This window comes from Escherichia sp. TW14182 (genome assembly GCF_000208525.1).
In the GTDB taxonomy this organism is placed as follows: domain Bacteria; phylum Pseudomonadota; class Gammaproteobacteria; order Enterobacterales; family Enterobacteriaceae; genus Escherichia; species Escherichia ruysiae.
Genome location: NZ_AEJZ01000047.1, coordinates 1 through 19138, shown reverse-complemented (window position 1 = coordinate 19138; position 19138 = coordinate 1). Strand labels below are relative to the sequence as shown.

The window sequence follows — 19138 nt, the reverse complement described above, 5'->3', positions numbered from 1 at the left end:
AAATAAAAAGATGAAGATTTTTATTTTTATAGGTACCTGGTTGATAATCATGTACGCACCTGAGAATGATATATATATAATATGTATCGCTACAAATAACGATAATTTCTTACTGGTGATAGTATACTATTATTCTGGTTAATCGCTGTCAAATTGATGATTTTGGTTAGTATTGCAATAACGAAGGGTTTGATCCGGTAAGACTGGCTAGGCAAGGCTATACCAAAAAATCAGTGTAGGTTCAGAAAACGATGCACCATACAATCATCAATAATTTCAAATTGTCCATTGTGCATAAATCATAAAGAAAACCGCAGCACGTCGTATGCAAGAACGTGCTGCGGTTGGCTGGTGAACTTTCGATAGTGCGAGTATTGAATGATTTCCAGCTGTTGCCGATTTTACTATGTTTTCAGTAGAACACTTAGACAAAACTGAGGCACACAAATCTTTGCACTGGATTGCAAGGCTTTGTGCTTCTCTGGAGTGCGACATGTTTGATAACAAAAAATTAGCGCAAGAAGACAAAAATCACCTTGCGCTAATGCTCTGTCTCAGGTCACTAATACTATCTAAGTAGTTGATTCATAGTGACTGGATATGTTGTGTTTTGTAGCATCATGTAGTCTATTTTTTAGACTAAAGATATTGTAACACATTGATATTACTGGTTTTTAATGTTTCACGTTCAGCTTTTTTATACTAACTTTAGCGAAACGGGAAGGTAAAAAGACAAAAAGTTGTTTTTAATACCTTTAAGTGATGTCAGATGGCCTTGCACCATCTGACAGAACATTTAACTGAACATCGCGGTAATTGATGCGCTGGCGAGAGAGTGGAAATGAACGTTAAAACCGACCATCGCGCCGCTGGCTCCTTCATCGACATCAATACGTTCTACATCCAGCGCGTGAACGGTAAAGATGTAGCGATGGGTTTCGCCTTTCGGCGGCGCGGCGCCACCGTATCCGGCTTTACCAAAATCGGTACGTGTCTGGAGCACGCCATCAGGGATTGCCACCAGACCAGAGCCAAACCCCTGCGGTAATACGCGGGTATCAGCGGGTAAGTTAACAACTACCCAGTGCCACCAGCCGGAGCCGGTTGGCGCATCCGGGTCGTAGCAGGTGACAACAAAACTTTTCGTTCCCGCAGGAACATCATCCCACGCCAGATGTGGCGAAATATTATCGCCATCGTAACCCATGCCGTTAAAGACATGACGATGCGGCAGCTTATCGCCATCGCGCAGATCGTTACTGATGAGTTTCATGAACCCTCCTTTCTTGTTTGCAGAAAGTGTAGCCAGAAACCCTCACGCTGACTTCCCGTTATTGGCAAAAAAATGTTTCATCCAGTACGGCGCGATTTACCGCTGCGGTCAGGCGCTGTAACTGTTCCGGGCGAATAATATAGGGCGGCATCAGGTAAATCAGCTTGCCAAAAGGCCGTATCCACACACCCTGCTCGACAAAGAATTTTTGCAGTGCTGCCATATTCACCGGACGAGTGGTTTCGACTACGCCAATTGCCCCCAGCACGCGCACATCGGCAACCATTTCGGCGTCACGGGCTGGTGCCAGTTGCTCACGTAGTTGCGCTTCAATCTTTGCCACCTGCTGGTGCCATTTACCGGATTCAATAATCGTCAGGCTGGCGTTCGCTGCCGCGCAGGCCAGTGGATTGCCCATAAAAGTTGGCCCGTGCATAAAGCAACCAGCTTCGCCGTTACTGATAGTTTCTGCAACCTCGCGCGTGGTGAGCGTGGCTGAAAGGGTCATCGTGCCGCCGGTTAAGGCTTTACCGAGGCATAAAATGTCCGGCGCAATCCCCGCATGTTCACAGGCAAACAGTTTGCCGGTACGACCAAATCCGGTGGCGATTTCGTCAGCAATCAGCAAGATACCTTCACGATCGCACATTTTGCGGATTCGTTTTAACCATTCCGGATGGTAGATGCGCATCCCGCCTGCGCCCTGGACAATCGGTTCAATGATCACCGCAGCGATTTCATGACGATGCGCCGCCATCAGGCGCGCAAAGCCTACCATATCGCGCTCATCCCATTCGCCGTCCATGCGGCTTTGCGGGGCTGGAGCAAACAAGTTTTCTGGCAGATAGCCTTTCCACAGGCTGTGCATAGAGTTGTCAGGATCGCATACCGACATCGCGCCAAAAGTATCGCCATGATAACCATTGCGGAAGGTCAGAAAACGCTGGCGCGCTTCGCCTTTGGCCTGCCAGTACTGCAACGCCATCTTCATCGCCACTTCTACCGCTACGGAGCCGGAGTCTGCGAGAAAAACGCACTCCAGCGGTTGCGGCGTCATTGCCACCAGTTTGCGGCATAGCTCGATGGCGGGCGCATGGGTGATACCGCCAAACATCACATGCGACATGGCATCAATTTGCGACTTCATCGCCGCATTAAGCTGCGGGTGATTGTAGCCGTGGATCGCCGCCCACCAGGACGACATACCGTCAACCAGGCGTCTGCCGTCAGACAAAATCAGCTCGCAACCTTCCGCGCTCGCCACCGGATAAACCGGCAGCGGGGAGGTCATGGATGTGTACGGGTGCCAGATATGGCGTTGGTCAAAGGCAAGATCGTCCATTGTCATAATCGACTTGTAAACCAAAATGAAAAGATTTAGGTTTACAAGTCTACACCGAATTAACAACAAAAAACACGTTTTGGAGAAGCCCCATGGCTCACCGCCCACGCTGGACATTGTCGCAAGTCACAGAATTATTTGAAAAACCGTTGCTGGATCTGCTGTTTGAAGCGCAGCAGGTGCATCGTCAGCATTTCGATCCTCGTCAGGTGCAGGTTAGCACTTTGCTGTCAATTAAAACCGGTGCTTGCCCGGAAGATTGCAAATACTGCCCGCAAAGCTCGCGCTATAAAACCGGGCTGGAAGCCGAGCGGTTGATGGAAGTTGAACAGGTGCTGGAGTCGGCGCGCAAAGCGAAAGCGGCGGGATCGACACGTTTCTGCATGGGCGCGGCGTGGAAGAATCCGCACGAACGCGATATGCCCTATCTCGAGCAGATGGTGCAGGGGGTAAAAGCGATGGGGCTGGAGGCGTGTATGACGCTGGGGACATTAAGTGAATCCCAGGCGCAGCGCCTCGCGAACGCCGGGCTGGATTACTACAACCACAACCTCGACACCTCGCCGGAGTTTTACGGCAATATCATTACCACACGTACCTACCAGGAACGTCTCGATACGCTGGAAAAAGTGCGCGATGCCGGGATCAAAGTCTGCTCAGGTGGCATTGTGGGCTTAGGCGAAACGGTAAAAGATCGCGCCGGATTATTGCTGCAACTGGCAAACCTGCCGACGCCGCCGGAAAGCGTGCCAATCAACATGCTGGTGAAGGTGAAAGGCACGCCGCTGGCGGATAATGATGATGTCGATGCCTTTGATTTTATTCGCACCATTGCGGTGGCGCGGATCCTGATGCCGACCTCTTATGTGCGCCTTTCTGCCGGACGCGAGCAGATGAACGAACAGACTCAGGCGATGTGCTTTATGGCAGGCGCAAACTCGATTTTCTACGGTTGCAAACTGCTGACCACGCCGAATCCGGAAGAAGATAAAGACCTGCAACTGTTCCGCAAACTGGGGCTGAATCCGCAACAAACCGCCGTTCTGGCGGGCGATAACGAACAACAGCAACGTCTGGAACAGGCGCTGATGACCCCGGACACCGACGAATACTACAACGCGGCAGCCCTATGACCTGGCAGGAGAAGATTAACGCGGCGCTCGATGCGCGGCGTGCTGCCGATGCCCTGCGTCGCCGTTATCCGGTGGCACAAGGCGCCGGACGCTGGCTGGTGGCGGACGGACGGCAGTATCTGAACTTTTCCAGTAACGATTACTTAGGTTTAAGCCATCATCCGCAAATTATCCGTGCCTGGCAGCAGGGTGCGGAGCAATTTGGCGTCGGTAGTGGCGGTTCCGGTCACGTCAGCGGTTATAGCGTGGCGCATCAGGCGCTGGAAGAAGAACTGGCCGAGTGGCTGGGTTATTCGCGGGCACTGCTGTTTATCTCCGGTTTTGCCGCTAATCAGGCGGTCATTGCCGCGATGATGGCGAAAGATGACCGCATCGTTGCCGACCGGCTTAGCCACGCCTCCTTGCAGGAAGCGGCCAGTTTAAGTCCGGCGCAGCTTCGCCGTTTTGCTCATAACGATGTCGCTCATCTGGCGCGCCTGCTTGCTTCCTCCTGTCCAGGGTTGCGACTGGTGGTGACAGAAGGCGTATTCAGTATGGACGGCGATAGTGCGCCGCTGACGGAAATCCACCGTGAGACGCAGCAGCACAATGGCTGGTTGATGGTCGACGATGCCCACGGTACGGGCGTTATCGGGGAGCAGGGGCGCGGCAGCTGCTGGCTGCAAAAGGTAAAACCAGAATTGCTGGTGGTTACGTTTGGCAAAGGATTTGGTGTCAGCGGTGCGGCGGTGCTTTGCTCTGAAACTGTGGCGGATTATCTGCTGCAATTTGCCCGCCATCTTATCTATAGCACCAGTATGCCGCCCGCTCAGGCGCAGGCATTACGTGCGTCGCTGGCGGTCATTCGCAGTGAAGAAGGTGACGCGCGACGCGCAAAACTGGCAGCACTCATTACGCGTTTTCGTGCCGGAGTACAGGATTTGCCGTTTACGCTTGCGGATTCATACAGCGCCATCCAACCATTGATCGTCGGTGACAACAGCCGTGCGTTACAACTAGCAGAAAAACTGCGCCAGCAAGGCTGCTGGGTCACGGCGATTCGCCCGCCAACCGTACCCGCTGGCACTGCGCGACTGCGCCTGACCTTAACCGCAGCTCATGAAACGCAGGATATCGACCGTCTGCTGGAGGTGCTGCATGGCAACGGTTAATAAACAAGCCATTGCGGCGGCATTTGGTCGGGCTGCCTCACAGTATGAGCAACACGCAGAGTTACAGCGTCAGAGCGCCGATGCCTTGCTGGCAATGCTCCCGCAACGCAAATACGCCCGAGTGCTGGATGCTGGCTGTGGACCTGGCTGGATGAGCCGCCACTGGCGCGAGCGCAGCGAGCAGGTGATGGCGTTAGATCTCTCGCCGCCAATGCTTGCCCAGGCACGCCAGAAGGATGCCGCAGATCATTATCTGGCGGGGGATATCGAATCCCTGCCGTTAGCGACTGCGACGTTCGATCTTGCATGGAGCAATCTCGCGGTGCAGTGGTGCGGTAATTTATCCACGGCATTAGGTGAGCTTTGTCGCGTAGTACGCCCCGGCGGCGTGGTGGCATTTACCACGCTGGCGCAGGGATCGCTCCCTGAATTACATCAGGCGTGGCAAGCGGTAGATGAACGGCCTCATGCTAATCACTTTTTACTACCCGCTGACATTGAACAGGCGCTGAAAGGCTTATGTTATCAACACAATCTTCAACCCATCACCCTGTGCTTTGATGATGCGCTCAGTGCCATGCGTTCGCTGAAAGGCATTGGCGCAACGCATCTTCACGCAGGGCGCGATCAGCGAGTATTAACCCGTTCACAGTTACAACAACTGCAACTGGCCTGGCCGCAACAGCAGGGGCGATATCCCCTGACTTATTATCTTTTTTTGGGAGTAATTACTCGTGAGTAAACGCTATTTTGTCACCGGAACGGACACCGAAGTGGGTAAAACCGTTGCCAGTTGCGCACTGTTGCAGGCCGCGAAGGCCGCAGGTTACCGGACGGCAGGCTACAAACCCGTTGCCTCTGGTAGCGAAATGACTGCAGAAGGTTTACGCAACAGCGATGCACTGGCGTTACAGCGCAACAGCAGCCTGCAGCTGGATTACGCCACGGTGAATCTATATACCTTCGAAGAGCCGACATCGCCGCATATCATCAGCGCGCAAGAGGGCAGGCCAATTGACCCATTGGTGATGAGCGCCGGATTACGCGCGCTTGAACAACAGGCTGACTGGGTGTTAGTGGAAGGTGCTGGCGGCTGGTTTACGCCGCTTTCTGACACTTTCACTTTTGCGGATTGGGTAACACAGGAACAACTGCCGGTGATACTGGTAGTTGGCGTGAAACTCGGCTGTATTAATCACGCGATGTTGACGGCACAGGCAGTACAGCAGGCAGGACTAACTCTCGCAGGCTGGGTGGCGAACGATGTCACTCCGCCAGGCAAACGTCATGCTGAATATATGGCTACGCTCACCCGAATGATCCCCGCGCCGCTGCTGGGGGAAATTCCCTGGCTTCAGGAAAATCCAGAAAGTGCGCTAACCGGAAAATATATAAATCTCACATCACTGAAGTAGCAAAAAAATTGGTTGAATTGCGAGCGAGATCGCGTCTTCGGTCGCCCGTAATTTAACCAACCAAATGCTAAAAAAATCGCGAAAAAAATTTTACCCCGGCATTATACGATTAGTATGGGAATTGCCCAGGCGGCTGGACATAGGGGCTGCAGGCAGTTATCCACTATTCCTGTGGATAACCATGTGCATTAGAGTTAGAAAACGTAAGGTAAGCGAGAGAATACGCGGCTTGCACGCAAATTGGCGCTAAAGACGGCTTAAATAAATATTTTTTATTTTTCAATCTGTTAGATAAATGCAATGGCTGTCAGGAAAGTGTCATCTCCTGCAATAAATCCGTCATCAGCCATCTTGACAAATGTTAAAAAAGCCATTGCTCTGGGGATAACCCTGCAGACCAGAGTTTTATCTCGTCACAGGGTCAATTTTGCCTACGGTTGAGACCTTAGTTTACGGCGTAACAGAAATGTTGTGGTGTGAGACTGTTTTTTTATCCAGTATAATTTATTGGCATTATTAATCATGACGAGTAAAATTACACACCTGCCCGCCCATTCCTTCAGGTAGCAACTCATGAGTAAACCATTCAAACTGAATTCCGCGTTTAAACCTTCTGGCGATCAGCCGGAGGCGATTCGACGCCTCAAAGAGGGGCTGGAGGATGGCCTCGCGCATCAGACTCTGCTTGGCGTGACGGGGTCGGGGAAAACCTTCACTATTGCTAATGTCATCGCTGACCTGCAACGCCCAACTATGGTGCTGGCGCCCAACAAAACGCTGGCAGCGCAACTATATGGTGAGATGAAAGAGTTCTTCCCGGAAAACGCGGTGGAGTATTTCGTCTCCTATTACGATTACTATCAGCCAGAAGCCTATGTTCCGAGTTCAGATACGTTTATTGAGAAAGATGCCTCAGTAAACGAACATATCGAACAGATGCGACTTTCAGCAACCAAAGCGTTGCTGGAGCGGCGAGATGTCATTGTCGTAGCGTCAGTTTCCGCAATTTATGGTCTGGGCGATCCTGATTTATATCTCAAGATGATGCTGCACCTCACGGTCGGTATGATTATCGATCAGCGCGCGATCCTGCGTCGCCTGGCGGAGTTGCAATACACCCGCAACGACCAGGCATTCCAGCGCGGCACTTTTCGCGTGCGGGGTGAGGTGATCGACATCTTCCCGGCAGAGTCCGACGACGTTGCGCTACGTGTAGAATTGTTCGACGAAGAAGTGGAACGTCTCTCGCTTTTCGACCCACTAACCGGGCAGATTATCTCGACCATTGCGCGTTATACCATCTACCCGAAAACGCACTATGTTACGCCGCGCGAGCGCATTGTGCAGGCGATGGAAGAGATTAAAGAAGAACTGGCGGATCGGCGCAAGGTACTGCTGGCAAATAACAAGTTGCTGGAAGAGCAGCGGCTGACCCAGCGTACCCAGTTTGATCTGGAGATGATGAATGAGCTGGGATATTGCTCGGGCATCGAAAACTATTCTCGCTTTCTTTCCGGGCGTGGGCCTGGCGAGCCACCGCCGACGCTGTTTGATTACCTGCCTGCCGATGGGCTGCTGGTGGTTGATGAATCACACGTCACCATTCCGCAGATAGGCGGTATGTATCGCGGCGACCGGGCGCGTAAAGAAACGCTGGTGGAGTATGGTTTCCGCCTGCCATCGGCGCTGGATAACCGTCCGCTGAAGTTTGAAGAGTTCGAAGCATTAGCCCCGCAAACCATCTATGTTTCCGCGACGCCCGGCAACTATGAACTGGAGAAATCTGGCGGCGACGTGGTGGATCAGGTGGTGCGTCCAACCGGATTGCTTGATCCAATTATCGAAGTGCGTCCGGTCGCGACCCAGGTCGATGATCTTCTTTCAGAAATTCGCCTGCGGGCGGCAATTAACGAACGCGTTCTGGTGACGACGCTGACCAAGCGGATGGCGGAAGACCTCACCGAATATCTCGAAGAACACGGCGAGCGCGTGCGTTATCTTCACTCCGACATTGATACCGTTGAACGTATGGAAATCATCCGCGACTTGCGTCTGGGCGAGTTCGATGTGCTGGTTGGCATCAACTTACTGCGCGAAGGTCTGGATATGCCGGAAGTGTCGCTGGTGGCAATCCTCGACGCCGACAAAGAGGGCTTCCTGCGTTCTGAACGTTCGTTGATCCAGACCATTGGTCGTGCGGCACGTAACGTTAACGGTAAAGCGATTCTCTACGGCGATAAGATAACCCCGTCAATGGCGAAAGCGATTGGCGAAACCGAACGTCGCCGCGAGAAACAGCAGAAGTACAACGAAGAGCATGGCATTACACCACAAGGGCTGAACAAGAAAGTGGTCGATATCCTGGCGCTGGGGCAGAACATTGCTAAAACCAAAGCCAAGGGCAGAGGGAAAGCGCGCGCGATTGTTGAGCCGGATAATGTGCCGATGGATATGTCGCCAAAAGCGTTGCAGCAGAAAATCCATGAACTGGAAGGGCAGATGATGAAACACGCACAAAACCTGGAGTTCGAAGAGGCGGCGCAAATTCGTGACCAGTTGCATCAGTTGCGTGAGCTGTTTATTGCGGCTTCGTGACGAGATGAAAAAGCCGGAATGTTCTTCTGGTTTGAGGCTGATGAGAAACGTAAAATTGCCTGATGCGCTACGCTTATCAGGCCTACATGCACTCTGCAATATATTGAATTTGCGCGATTTGTAGGCCGGATAAGGCGTTCACGCCGCATCCGACATGAACAACGCGCACTTTGTCTGCAATCTGACGCCGGAATGTTCTTCCGGTTTTCCGTTAACCCAACGCCTGTAACGCCTTTTCCAGTGCGTTATGTAACAACTGGCGGTCATGACGATAGGGGATATCGCTGGCCTCCAGTACATCCTGAATCACTATTCTGTCGGTGACCGCAGAAACATCCACTTTCGGCCCAACGACGACGGCATCAATAACCTTCTTGCCGACATACTGCTCCATAATCGCCAGCTTATTTTCCAGTTTCAGATTCGCCGCTGGTAGGCTAAGTTCACGTCCCAGATTGCCGATATAGACCATCGGTGCTGGCGTGCGGCGTAATGCCTGCGCCATTTCCTTAAGCAGCAGGATCGGCATCAGGCTGGTATAAAAACTGCCTGGCCCGATAAGAATCAGATCTGCTTCATTGATAGCATGTACAGCTTCACGCGTAGCAGGCACATTAGGGGTTAACAGTAATTCCTGAATCGGCGTGGTTAACTGGTCAATATTTACCTCGCCGTAAACTTCATGCCCCTGATCGTCAATCGCCATCAGATCAACGGGATGCTCTGACATCGGAATCAAATGCGCATCCACTTTCAGCAGATTACGAATTAAATTGATGGCTTCCAGAGGCCGCACGCTAAGGTGGTCCAGCGCCTTTAACATCAGGTTTCCAAGGTTATGCCCGGAAAGCTCGCCATTACCGCCAAAACGATATTCAAACATCGCGGAAGCGACGCTGGGTTCTGTAATTAACTGATTAAGACAGTTGCGCATATCGCCCCAGGCAATACCGCCTTCTGAGCGGCGAATACGCCCTGTTGAACCACCGTTATCGGTGGTGGTCACAATGCCCGTTAAACGAGAACCCAAAGACGAAAGTGATGAGAGAACGCGTCCCAGTCCATGCCCTCCGCCGAGAGCAACGACACGATCAAGGTCAGCCAGCGTACGATTGCGCATATAAATTCCTGAAGTCAGATTATCCGCGCTACAGTAGCGCAACTGACAGGGAAACAGCAATTAACCCGCCAAAATTGAGGATACAAATAATTGTTTTCTACCTCTAAAGGACGATATACGCACTGCATTGCTGATGATGTACATCAAAGTAAAACCATCATTTTCCCTTATTCTGTAGGGAAATAGCACGATCATGACGCTATATACATGATTACATAGCGAAAAGTGTGAATGGTAAAAATCTCATTTACACGCTAGTATCGGCATAACCACTAAACACTCTAGCCTCTGCACCTGGGTCAACTGATACGGTGCTTTGGCCGTGACAATGCTCATAAAGATTGCCACCAGGGCGAAGGAAGAAATGACTTCGCCTCCCGTATCTGGAAAGGTGTACATGGCTTCACAACTGACTGATGCATTTGCGCGTAAGTTTTACTACTTGCGCCTGTCGATTACCGATGTGTGTAACTTTCGTTGCACCTACTGCCTGCCGGATGGCTACAAGCCGAGCGGCGTCACTAATAAAGGCTTCCTGACCGTCGATGAAATTCGTCGGGTTACTCGCGCCTTCGCCAGTCTGGGCACCGAAAAAGTGCGTCTGACAGGCGGCGAGCCGTCTTTACGTCGCGACTTTACCGATATCATCGCCGCTGTGCGGGAAAACGACGCTATTCGCCAGATTGCGGTCACCACCAATGGTTATCGCCTGGAACGCGATGTCGCGAACTGGCGCGATGCAGGCCTGACGGGCATTAACGTCAGCGTTGATAGCCTCGACGCCCGTCAGTTTCATGCCATTACCGGGCAGGATAAATTCAACCAGGTAATGGCAGGCATCGATGCTGCATTTGAAGCCGGGTTTGAGAAGGTTAAAGTCAATACCGTGCTGATGCGGGATGTCAATCATCATCAACTCGACACCTTTCTGAACTGGATCCAGCATCGCCCCATTCAGCTGCGTTTTATCGAACTGATGGAAACGGGCGAGGGCAGCGAACTCTTCCGCAAGCACCATATTTCTGGTCAGGTTCTGCGTGACGAGCTGCTGCGTCGCGGCTGGATCCATCAGCTTCGTCAACGCAGCGACGGCCCCGCACAAGTCTTTTGTCATCCGGATTACGCCGGAGAGATCGGCCTTATCATGCCGTATGAAAAAGACTTCTGCGCCACCTGCAACCGCCTGCGCGTCTCCTCCATTGGTAAACTCCATCTCTGCCTGTTTGGTGAAGGCGGCGTTAACCTGCGCGATCTGCTGGAAGACGATACCCAGCAACAGGCGCTGGAAGCGCGTATTTCGGCGGCGCTGCGGGAGAAAAAACAGACCCATTTCCTGCATCAAAACAACACCGGTATTACGCAAAACTTATCGTACATTGGCGGTTAAAACGTCAAAAGGAGAGATCAGATGAGTCAGGTAAGCACTGAATTTATCCCGACCCGTATTGCTATTCTTACGGTTTCTAATCGTCGCGGTGAAGAAGACGATACCTCCGGTCACTATCTGCGCGACTCGGCGCAGGAAGCAGGCCATCACGTTGTCGATAAAGCCATTGTCAAAGAAAACCGCTACGCCATTCGCGCTCAGGTATCTGCGTGGATCGCCAGCGACGATGTGCAAGTGGTGCTGATTACAGGTGGTACTGGCCTGACAGAAGGCGATCAGGCGCCAGAAGCACTGTTGCCGCTGTTCGATCGTGAAGTCGAAGGCTTCGGCGAAGTGTTCCGTATGCTGTCGTTCGAAGAGATTGGCACCGCAACCCTGCAATCTCGTGCGGTGGCGGGTGTTGCTAACAAAACGCTGATTTTCGCGATGCCCGGCTCGACTAAAGCGTGCCGCACCGCCTGGGAAAATATCATCGCCCCGCAGCTGGATGCCCGTACGCGTCCGTGCAATTTCCATCCACATTTGAAGAAATAAGTATGTCGCAACTGACCCATATCAACGCCGCTGGCGAAGCGCACATGGTGGATGTCTCCGCCAAAGCGGAAACTGTGCGTGAAGCGCGCGCCGAAGCCTTTGTCACCATGCGCAGTGAGACGCTGGCGATGATCATTGATGGTCGCCATCACAAAGGCGACGTATTTGCCACTGCGCGCATTGCCGGTATTCAGGCGGCAAAACGCACCTGGGATCTGATCCCGCTTTGTCATCCGCTGATGCTCAGCAAAGTTGAAGTCAATTTACAGGCTGAGCCGGAACATAATCGGGTACGAATTGAAACGCTTTGCCGCCTGACCGGGAAAACGGGTGTCGAAATGGAAGCATTAACCGCAGCCTCCGTGGCGGCGCTGACCATTTATGACATGTGCAAAGCGGTGCAAAAAGATATGGTGATTGGTCCGGTACGTTTGCTGGCGAAGAGCGGCGGCAAGTCGGGTGATTTTAAGGTGGAAGCGGATGATTAAAGTTCTTTTTTTCGCCCAGGTGCGCGAGTTGGTGGGAACAGATGCAACCGAAGTGGCTGCGGATTTCCCAACCGTTGAAGCGTTACGCCAACACCTGGCAGCGCAGAGCGATCGCTGGGCGCTGGCGCTGGAAGATGGCAAATTGCTGGCTGCCGTCAACCAGACGCTGGTGAGTTTTGACCATCCGCTGACTGACGGCGACGAAGTTGCTTTCTTCCCGCCGGTAACCGGAGGTTAAGATGGCAGAAACCAAAATTGTTGTCGGATCTCAGCCTTTTAGCGTTGGGGAAGAGTACCCGTGGCTGGCTGAGCGTGACGAAGATGGTGCAGTGGTCACGTTTACCGGTAAGGTGCGCAACCATAACCTGGGCGACAGCGTCAAAGCATTAACCCTCGAACACTATCCGGGGATGACGGAAAAAGCACTGGCGGAAATCGTGGATGAGGCGCGTAACCGCTGGCCGCTGGGGAGAGTCACGGTGATTCATCGCATTGGCGAATTATGGCCGGGCGATGAAATCGTATTTGTCGGGGTCACCAGCGCGCATCGTAGCAGCGCGTTTGAAGCCGGGCAGTTTATTATGGACTATCTCAAAACCCGCGCACCGTTCTGGAAGCGTGAAGCCACGCCGGAAGGCGACCGCTGGGTTGAAGCCCGGGAGAGCGATCAGCAGGCGGCAAAACGCTGGTAGTTTTTGTTAGCCGGATAAGGCACCGCTGCGTCCGGCAATTTCACCGCTCTGGACATACGTTTACGCTGCGTCGATGCACACCCTCATCATTTGCAGTATCCTTTAGATATTCCTTATATCTTCAGGAGAAAGTCATGGACAGATTCCCACGTTCAGATTCAATCGTACAACCCCGTGCTGGCTTGCAAACCTATATGGCGCAAGTCTATGGCTGGATGACAGTTGGTTTGTTACTGACCGCATTTGTTGCCTGGTATGCAGCCAACTCTGCTGCCGTTATGGAGCTGCTATTCACTAACCGTGTCTTCTTAATCGGTTTGATAATCGCGCAATTAGCTCTGGTTATCGTGTTATCAGCGATGATTCAAAAACTCAGCGCGGGCGTAACGACGATGCTCTTTATGCTTTATTCGGCGCTAACGGGCTTAACGCTCTCCAGTATTTTCATTGTATACACTGCCGCCTCTATTGCCAGTACCTTCGTTGTCACCGCCGGGATGTTCGGCGCGATGAGTCTGTATGGTTACACCACGAAACGCGATTTAAGTGGCTTCGGCAATATGCTATTTATGGCATTAATTGGTATCGTCATAGCCTCGCTGGTGAACTTCTGGCTGAAAAGCGAAGCATTAATGTGGGCAGTCACCTACATCGGCGTGATTGTCTTTGTTGGACTGACGGCGTATGACACTCAGAAACTGAAAAATATGGGTGAACAGATTGATACCCGCGACACGTCGAACCTGCGTAAATATTCCATTCTTGGCGCCTTAACGTTGTATCTGGACTTCATCAACCTGTTCCTGATGTTGCTGCGGATATTCGGTAACCGCCGTTAAACGCATTTCTTATAAAAATCCCGGAACGACACCGGGATTTTTTATCTATTCGATAATAAGTATATATTTAAAAAATAGACATAAAGATATAATTCACATTGATTATATCTATGCATATGATGCATTTTTATAAATCTGGTATACCTATAAGAAAATAGAGTACAATCCTACGGTTTTATTAATGGCTGGCGATATTCATCTGTTAAATAAATGCTTGCGGGTAAAAATCAATCATCTGCTGATAATATATTTCAATGGGATTAATTTTTAAATATATATTCATATAATAAATGGATCAGGGTTCTATGTCTTTCGTATTACCATCGATAACGGCTTATCCTCGGCAGTCAAAAAAATACATTTTCATCGCATTGCTACTTGTGTCTGTATTACTCCAGCTTTGGCCTGTTTATTTTTTACAGCCATTGAGAGTTATCCTGCGCGTCGGTATCTGCAACTTGCTAATCATCCTGTGTTTGACAGGGTGTTATCGATTATTTGTTGGGAAAATAGTCGCATTGAGTGTGTCACTATTATTGACCATTAATTTTATAGTCGCGCTTTGTACATGGCAAATTTATCAAAGTGAATTTAATATTATCTTTGCAATGAGTATCATGGAAACCCACTGGTCTGAAGTGAAAGCAATGTCGGGGTTATATCTATCCTGGATGCCAGTATGTGTTGTTTATTTCTTGCTGACTTATTTTTCTATACCCATGGGCGTTAAGTGTGTGTCTACTAAGGTTCAATGTGCATCACTGGTGATACTATTAATATTTATCTCATGGTTTAGTTACAATCAATGGAGTAAACAGAAAAAAGATGGTCTTGGAGGATACTCTCCATTAAGCTCCAGGGTGTTAAGATTTACACCATTTTATACCGCTGCCGATTTTATTATTGCTTATCGAGATATTTCTTTTGCCAGAGAAATAAAACAAATTGATATGGATTTACCGGGATTGATCGCTAAAGAAACGGATATTGAAAATTATGTTATTATCGTAGGGGAGTCTGTACGGCGCAGTAATATGAGTTTGTATGGCTTTGGTATCAATACCACGCCTGTACAAAATGAGATTGGACCACAGGCGCTTATCTTTGATAATGCAGTTTCTCCAGCGGCGGCAACAGTAACTTCTGTTCCGATGATCCTCAGTAAAGCGACAACAGAAAGTTTTACCACTGCGGACTTATCAAATAATGTTATTGCCGTAGCTAATAAAGTGGGGTATCAGACTACCTGGTTAAGTACCGTGGGTATGTCCGGGAAGCATAATAACTATATTACGCTCATTGGTCGTTCCAGTAATAATACACATTGGGTAAGCGAGGAATACGATGATAGCCTTCTGCCGTTGTTGGATGAAGCATTAAAAGTCAAGGGTAAGAAATTAATACTGCTACATGGTAATGGTAGCCATGAAATTGCCTGTACACGCTACCCTGAATGGGCAGGTAAAATTAAAACTGGGGATAAATACGAGGATTGCTACAACAACTCCATACGATTTACCGATTACATCATTGGCGAAATCATGAAAAGACTGGAGGGAAGTAAATCCTCATTACTCTATTTTTCTGACCACGGTCTGGAGAAAAATCCCAATATTCCATCGTATTATATGCACGCCGCAGATACTCCCAGTAAAGAAGCCTACGATGTACCGCAATTTATCTGGTATAGCCAGGCTGCTATCGCCAGTCAACCGCGTAAACTTGGACACATTCAAGAAGTTTATTCATTGCTTAATAACTATGCGATGATTCTTGACTGGCTGGGCATCTCTACCCACGAAGAGCATTGCAATTCGCCATTATCTCAGTGTTATCGTCCGCACTCCTCTATTCCAGTAACGGATGGCACCCGAGCTAAAATATATGAATATAAAGATCTGCGAGACACCTTTACATCACCGAAGAAAAAGGTTTCTTATCGCGAAGCCAGTCCGAATCCGCTGTAATTTTATGCTGAGAGGACATCGCCAGATGTCCCCTGATGATTATTAAGGAAACAACAAACATTACTCTGGCGTAAAACATACTTTGTTAAAGGGCTGTAGCGTATCAGAATGCAGGAAAGCATTAGTTGTGTAGGGCGGGTAAGGCGTTCACGCCGCATCCGCCATGAACAAATAGCACGTTGCTAACAATCTGCACAAACCAAAGAACTTAACTAAACATCACATCGCCGCTTCATTTTTCGCCCGTAGCTTCTTCGCCTGGCTTTCCAGCAACAGGTAACAGATCAGCGCCAGCAGCAGCGGGATAAAGTAGTACAGGACACGGTAAGCGAGTAGGGCGGCGATAATCGTTCCTTTGGATGTATGTTCCCCTGCCAGTAGCGCGATAAACACCGCTTCCAGCACACCAATCCCCGCCGGAATATGCACGATGACACCAGCAATACTACTAACCAGCAACACGCCCAGTACAAAGAAATAGTTCACGCTTTGACCGAGTAACAGCCAGATAATCGCTCCCATTACCATCCAGTTAACGCTGGAAATCAGCATCTGGGCGAGGGCGAATTTCCATGAAGGTAGCACCAGCTTTTGCCCTTTGATGGTCATATGGCGGTGTTTAGCGAAGGCGCAAAACCATAAATAGACTGCAATTATCAGCAGCAAACCAATGCCGAGAATACGCAGCGTGGTTTGATCGATATACCAGTGATCCGGCAGTTCCACCACGCCCACGGTAAAAATAATCCCGGCCAGCAAAATATAGCCCAGCCAGTTGGTGGTAATACTCAGCGAGAAAATCCGTGTAATAGTGCTACCCGGTAATCCCAGGCGGGAGTAAAGACGATAGCGCATACCAATGCCGCCAACCCAGGTACTAAGCGTCAGGTTGAAGGCGTAGCAGATAAACGACACCAGCATCACCTGACGTTTCGCCAGTTTATGACCGCAGTAAGAGCGAGCAAGCAGGTCATAGCAGCCGTAAATCAGATAACTGACGACCACCAGCCCGACCGCACTGAGCAGCGCAACGCGATTGTAGTCACGGATGACCTTCCAGACCTCTTCCCAGTCCACCTTTTTGGCGTAGACCACCAGCAACACAATCACCGCGATAAAAAACAGCCAGGTGAGGATCTTCTTTACTAAGCGCCAGCGCGGGTGTGATTTACTCATCAGGGTTTCACCCCCGTATTTTCAGTTTCTACCCGATCCTGAGTTTCCATTGCCGGCTGCGCGGGCGGATCAACTTGCGCCAGACGTGGCGTGTGCGCCGGAAGCCAGCCCACCAGCGCCGGGAAATGGCGTAAAAAGTGGAATGCCAGCACGCTTTTGGTCAGGTTCCACCAGGTGCGTTTCGGCAGCATGGTCTCATCGACCTGCTGACAATCTGCGGCGATAATGCCGTTCAGATTATCGCGCAGCGTCTGGTTAAAATGACGATCGTGGATGATGACATTTGCTTCGAGATTCAGTGACAAACTGAGCGGATCGAGATTACTGGACCCTACTGTCGCCCAGTGATCGTCCATCAACGCCACTTTGCCGTGGAGCGGGCGGCGGCGGTACTCAAAAACCTGAACGCCGCCTTTAACCAGATAGTTATACAGCAAACGCGCGCCGACTCTGACAATCGGCATATCCGGTTCGCCCTGAATGATCAGTTTGATCCGCACCCCGCGCCGTGCCGCTTTACGCAAGGCGTGTAAAAATCGATAGCCGGGGAAGAAGTAGGCGTTGGCGATAATCACTTCCCGCCGCGCCTGAGTGAGCATTTTCAGATAGTGGCGCTCAATATCGCTGCGATGTTCTTCGTTATCGCGCCAGACCAGCAATACCTGCGCTTCTCCCGGCTGGCGGTTCTCTTCCGCCTTGTGATGACGTCGCCACCAGCGCCGTGCCGCGCTTTGTCCGGGCAGATTTTCCAGTTCAAATTGCAGAATATCTTCGACAATTGGCCCTTCGAGGCGTACCGCGTAATCCTGTTTAGCCTCTGGACCGTAGCTGGACATATGCTCGGCGGAGTAATTCAGCCCGCCAATAAAGGCGATACGTGCGTCGATCACCACAATTTTGCGATGCATCCGGCGAAACACATTGGTGCGCATACCGAACAGGCGAGGGCGGGGATCGTAATAACGAAACACCACGCCAGCCGCCGTCAGTTCATTGACAAACTCATCGCTGAGATCCGGCGAACCGTAGCCATCCAGCAAGACTTCCGCTTTAACCCCGCGTCGTGCAGCGTCCAGCAATGCTGCGTGTAATTGTTTACCGACGTCATCCTCGAACCAGATAAACGTTTCAAGAATAATGCGTTCTTGCGCCTCACCAATCGCTTTAAATACAGCGGGATAATATTGCTCGCCGTTCTCCAGCAACTGGATCTTATTGCCTTCGCGCCAGCTACATTTCATAAATGAATCTCCGCACTCAAAGGGGCATGATCAGAAAGGTGTCGCCATGTCCGCAGCGGCAACGCGGTTGGCGCGCTGGCGCTGGCATTTTTGACATAGATCCTGTCCAGACGTAGTAGAGGAAATTGCACTGGAAACGTGCGCGCCGGGCGTCCGTGGGCGCGGGTAAATATCTCATCCAACCCGGCCTGTACTTTTAAGGGATGATTGGCTTTTTGCCGCCAGTCGTTGAAATCACCCGCCACTAAAACGGGTTCGTCGGGCGGAAGCTGGTTCACCCATTCGGCGAGCATCGCAAGCTGCGCCTGACGGTGCGCCTCACGCAGGCCAAGATGCACGCACATCACATGAATCGCTTTCCCGGTCACCGGTGGCACAATGCGGCAATACAGTACGCCACGTTTTTCCGCTCCATCGACAGAAACATCACGATTTTCATAATGTTCAATGGGATAGCGTGACAGCACCGCGTTTCCGTGATGCCCTTCTGGATACACAGCATTGCGACCGTAGGCAAAATCGCTCCACATGGTGTCGGCAAGAAACTCGTAGTGCGAGGTATCGGGCCAGTTTTCCACATGCAGCGGATGAACTTCGTGCGCGCCCATCACTTCCTGCAGGCAAACAATATCGGCGCTGACGGTGCGCACGGCGTCGCGAAGTTCCGGCAAAATGAAGCGTCGGTTAAACGCGGTAAAGCCTTTGTGAATATTGATGGTGAGTACCTTGAACGAAAATTGTTGTGTTTGATCGGGCATAATTTTTATATGAACACATCCCGTTTG

18 protein-coding genes and 1 riboswitch are annotated in these 19138 nt (G+C 50.9%); of the genes, 12 read left to right on the top strand and 6 right to left on the bottom strand.

Translation table 11 applies throughout. The annotated features are described in order from the left end of the window. Positions 1-796: 796 nt before the first annotated feature. Together EQY_RS0104675 and bioA are read right to left on the bottom strand one after the other, a co-directional pair. Positions 797-1273, bottom strand: coding sequence for a kinase inhibitor (locus tag EQY_RS0104675; RefSeq protein ID WP_000767386.1), 477 nt, complete (start codon positions 1271-1273; stop codon positions 797-799). 58 nt (positions 1274-1331) lie between these two features. Beyond that, the gene (bioA, locus tag EQY_RS0104670; protein ID WP_024212402.1) at positions 1332-2621 is read right to left on the bottom strand and encodes an adenosylmethionine--8-amino-7-oxononanoate transaminase; all 1290 of its coding nucleotides are present in this window, start codon (positions 2619-2621) and stop codon (positions 1332-1334) included. Positions 2622-2707: 86 nt separating this feature from the next. Between bioA and bioB the strand changes: the two genes are divergently transcribed. From bioB to uvrB, 5 genes are all read left to right on the top strand, one after another. Next, on the top strand, positions 2708-3748 hold the full coding sequence (bioB, locus tag EQY_RS0104665) for a biotin synthase BioB (RefSeq protein WP_000951210.1): 1041 nt from the start codon (positions 2708-2710) through the stop codon (positions 3746-3748). After that, positions 3745-4899, top strand: a complete 1155-nt coding sequence (gene bioF, locus EQY_RS0104660) for an 8-amino-7-oxononanoate synthase (protein ID WP_000220209.1) — start codon at positions 3745-3747, stop codon at positions 4897-4899. Before bioB ends, bioF begins: the two co-directional genes overlap by 4 nt. Next, entirely contained in the window at positions 4886-5641 is a 756-nt protein-coding gene (gene bioC, locus EQY_RS0104655) for a malonyl-ACP O-methyltransferase BioC (protein ID WP_000246809.1), read from the top strand. The genes bioF and bioC overlap by 14 nt, the downstream gene beginning before the upstream one ends. Beyond that, a complete protein-coding gene (gene bioD / locus EQY_RS0104650) occupies positions 5634-6314 on the top strand; it encodes a dethiobiotin synthase (RefSeq protein WP_000044853.1) in 681 nt (226 codons plus the stop codon). Before bioC ends, bioD begins: the two co-directional genes overlap by 8 nt. A 573-nt stretch (positions 6315-6887) precedes the next feature. Then, positions 6888-8909, top strand: coding sequence for an excinuclease ABC subunit UvrB (gene uvrB / locus EQY_RS0104645; protein WP_000042545.1), 2022 nt, complete (start codon positions 6888-6890; stop codon positions 8907-8909). 211 nt (positions 8910-9120) lie between these two features. Here uvrB and yvcK read toward each other — a convergent pair whose 3' ends face one another. Further along, positions 9121-10029, bottom strand: coding sequence for a uridine diphosphate-N-acetylglucosamine-binding protein YvcK (yvcK, locus tag EQY_RS0104635; protein ID WP_010347415.1), 909 nt, complete (start codon positions 10027-10029; stop codon positions 9121-9123). A gap of 265 nt (positions 10030-10294) precedes the next feature. After that, a riboswitch (molybdenum cofactor riboswitch) is annotated at positions 10295-10439 on the top strand. Between yvcK and moaA the strand changes: the two genes are divergently transcribed. From moaA to EQY_RS0104595, 7 genes are all read left to right on the top strand, one after another. After that, complete coding sequence (gene moaA / locus EQY_RS0104625; protein WP_001295301.1) at positions 10427-11416, top strand: GTP 3',8-cyclase MoaA; 990 nt, start codon at positions 10427-10429, stop codon at positions 11414-11416. Its footprint overlaps the riboswitch before it by 13 nt. Before the next feature lie 21 nt (positions 11417-11437). Beyond that, positions 11438-11950 (top strand): molybdenum cofactor biosynthesis protein B, encoded by a 513-nt coding sequence (gene moaB, locus EQY_RS0104620; RefSeq protein WP_000084634.1) that lies wholly within the window; start codon positions 11438-11440, stop codon positions 11948-11950. A 2-nt stretch (positions 11951-11952) separates the two neighbouring features. Then, positions 11953-12438, top strand: a complete 486-nt coding sequence (gene moaC, locus EQY_RS0104615) for a cyclic pyranopterin monophosphate synthase MoaC (protein ID WP_000080885.1) — start codon at positions 11953-11955, stop codon at positions 12436-12438. After that, positions 12431-12676 carry a molybdopterin synthase sulfur carrier subunit gene (gene moaD, locus EQY_RS0104610; RefSeq protein WP_000598612.1) on the top strand — a complete coding sequence of 82 codons (246 nt, stop codon included), beginning with the start codon at positions 12431-12433 and terminating at the stop codon, positions 12674-12676. Before moaC ends, moaD begins: the two co-directional genes overlap by 8 nt. Position 12677: 1 nt before the next feature. Beyond that, positions 12678-13130, top strand: a complete 453-nt coding sequence (gene moaE / locus EQY_RS0104605; RefSeq protein WP_000852301.1) for a molybdopterin synthase catalytic subunit MoaE — start codon at positions 12678-12680, stop codon at positions 13128-13130. 134 nt (positions 13131-13264) lie between these two features. After that, entirely contained in the window at positions 13265-13969 is a 705-nt protein-coding gene (locus tag EQY_RS0104600) for a Bax inhibitor-1/YccA family protein (RefSeq protein WP_000373623.1), read from the top strand. Between the two features lie 305 nt (positions 13970-14274). Then, complete coding sequence (locus EQY_RS0104595; RefSeq protein WP_000011423.1) at positions 14275-15936, top strand: phosphoethanolamine transferase; 1662 nt, start codon at positions 14275-14277, stop codon at positions 15934-15936. 219 nt (positions 15937-16155) lie between these two features. Here the strand turns inward: EQY_RS0104595 and EQY_RS0104590 are convergent, their stop codons facing one another. From EQY_RS0104590 to EQY_RS0104580, 3 genes are read right to left on the bottom strand one after another with little or no spacing between them, the layout of a single operon-like run. Further along, positions 16156-17112, bottom strand: coding sequence for a lysylphosphatidylglycerol synthase domain-containing protein (locus tag EQY_RS0104590; RefSeq protein ID WP_000045485.1), 957 nt, complete (start codon positions 17110-17112; stop codon positions 16156-16158). Beyond that, positions 17112-18353: a cardiolipin synthase ClsB gene (gene clsB, locus EQY_RS0104585; RefSeq protein WP_000650351.1), complete on the bottom strand. Its 1242-nt coding sequence runs from the start codon at positions 18351-18353 to the stop codon at positions 17112-17114. The genes EQY_RS0104590 and clsB overlap by 1 nt, the downstream gene beginning before the upstream one ends. Continuing rightward, on the bottom strand, positions 18350-19111 hold the full coding sequence (locus tag EQY_RS0104580) for an endonuclease/exonuclease/phosphatase family protein (protein WP_001113359.1): 762 nt from the start codon (positions 19109-19111) through the stop codon (positions 18350-18352). The genes clsB and EQY_RS0104580 overlap by 4 nt, the downstream gene beginning before the upstream one ends. Positions 19112-19138: the final 27 nt, after the last annotated feature.